The following is a 2,148-nucleotide window of genomic DNA, read 5'->3' as shown; positions in this document are numbered from 1 at the left end:
CGTACCCTCCGAAGGTTTTCATCCTCCGCATCCACCAAAGGGGGAGAAGGGGGATACCGTAGGAGGGTAAATTTGATTTAAGCTGTGCACAAAAATACTTTATTTATTTTGTTTCTCTATTCTAAAAGCGCATTTGCTGCTCTTTGAAACAGCGATTCCGGCGGTTTGTGATTAGATTTTAAAAAACTCGTGGGCAGGAACAACGCTAATTTTCATTCCGTTTTTTTCATAGGTATCTTTCTGGCTAAGTGTTACAAGGGTTCCTTGTGTGTGTTTAAAAAATTCAAGCGCTTCAAAGAGGCCGTTTAATTCCCTGTCAAGGTTATCAGGAGTGAGGTGCATACCTACTTGTATGGCTTCACGAAAGTTTCCCTTTTCAAAAACCACAAAATCACATTCGCCTTTTTCATTGAAATAATATATTTCTTTAAAATTTTGGCGCAGGTGTAAAAACACCAGGTTTTCAAATTTACGGCCCCTGTCTTCTGAAAAGGAGGTTGAGTTTTCACTGATCAAACCGGTATCAATGGCATAGACTTTTCTTGGGTTGATGAGTTGTTTTCTAATGGAATAGCTGAACTTGGGGATGAAGAAAAAGAGGTAAGCCATTTCAAGATGTGAAAAATATTCCATCATGGTGCTCGTGGCACTTACTTCAAAAAGTGATTTCATACGGTTTGCCGTAACCGGTTTGCCAATGTTTGAAATGATGTACAAAGCCACCTTTTGCAATGATTTAATATCTCGCACTCCATACCTTACAGCGATGTCGCGCAACAGTATATCTTCAAAAAGCGTGTGTAAAATTCTATTGTCCCCACGCTTTACATATTCGGGAAAGCCTCCTGTGAGCAGGTAATTTTCAACCGCTTTTGGAGTAGGGTCTGCTTTTTTAAAAGCACAAAATTCTTTAAACGAAAAGGGAAACAGCTCTATGGAAATATGCCTTCCCGTAAGTTTTGTTCCCAACTCGCCACTGAGCAAAGCTGCATTTGACCCGGTAACGATCACCTGAAAATTTTGATCTAATTTTTGACGCACAAAGCGCTCCCATCCGTCAATAATCTGAAGTTCGTCAAAAAATAATACTTCGGCATGATGTGCATCAATCAGGGAATCAAGGCGTGAAAAATCATTGGGTTCAAAGCCATACAACCTCGGGTCTTCAAAATTGAGGTAAAAAGCATCAGGATACTGTTCTTCCAGGAGTTGAAATAACAATGTGCTCTTACCACATCTGCGTATACCCGATACAATCAATGCATGAGATTGCAGCTGTGGAAGTGAATGCAATCGATCCCGCAACAACTCTTTACCACGTCCTGAACGTGCTTTTTTTTGAGCAATCACAACTTCCCGAAGGGTGTTTTCCAATATCATGATGATTGGTTTTGATTGGCACTAAACTACAACTTTATTTTTTAGTATCAAACACTTTTGTTGTTTTATAACAAATTGGGTTGGCGGGGCGAATTTGCGTATCCTCCTTCATTTCGACTACTAGCCTATATCGGCAGGCGGGCAGGCCACACCTACGGCAGGTAAATTTGCTTATTTGCTGCTCACTCTTGTGTGGGGTTCAAGCTAAGGTCGCAAAGGTTTTTCGCAAAGCCGCAAAGGGATTTGGCTTTTTTTTATTGCGCGACGGATTCCTTTGGGGAAACGGGGTGTGGCTGGGTTATTTGCATTACTTACAATTTCATATCTGCACTTTCCAAAACTCCCTTTACATCGTAAACTACCGCTGTTTCTTTTTTCAAGGGTGTTAAGTCCAGATTGAGGAACTCTTTGTGTGCTACGCCGAGGACGATGGCGTCGAAGCCCTCACCCCCTAACCCCCTCTCCAAAGGAGAGGTGGCACCAAGTGTAGAATGGCATTTGAGGCCGTACTCGTGCATGACTTCATCCGGATTGGCCATCGGGTCGTAAATGGTGACGGTGATACCGTAGTCCTGAAGGGCGTGTACCACATCGACAATTTTGGTATTGCGCACGTCGGGGCAGTTTTCTTTAAAGGTGATGCCCAGCATCAGGAGCTCAGCGCCTTTGATGGAGATGTCTTTTTTGATCATGGACTTGACCACCTGTGAAGCGACATAGTCGCCCATGGAATCATTGATGCGTCTTCCGGCCAGGATGATCTCCGGA

At 43.0% G+C, this 2,148-nt stretch carries 2 protein-coding genes; both read right to left on the bottom strand.

Annotated elements, in window-relative coordinates:
* Positions 1 to 171 precede the first annotated feature (171 nt).
* On the bottom strand, positions 172 to 1,380 hold the full coding sequence (locus tag AC6F75_RS13060) for an AAA family ATPase (RefSeq protein WP_500715533.1): 1,209 nt from the start codon (positions 1,378 to 1,380) through the stop codon (positions 172 to 174).
* 311 nt (positions 1,381 to 1,691) lie between these two features.
* The coding region (locus tag AC6F75_RS13055) for a UDP binding domain-containing protein (RefSeq protein WP_500715532.1) at positions 1,692 to 2,148 on the bottom strand (457 nt) is incomplete at its 5' end.

It is taken from the genome of Planktosalinus sp. (assembly GCF_059864935.1).
This window is presented reverse-complemented; position numbering and strand designations above follow the sequence as displayed.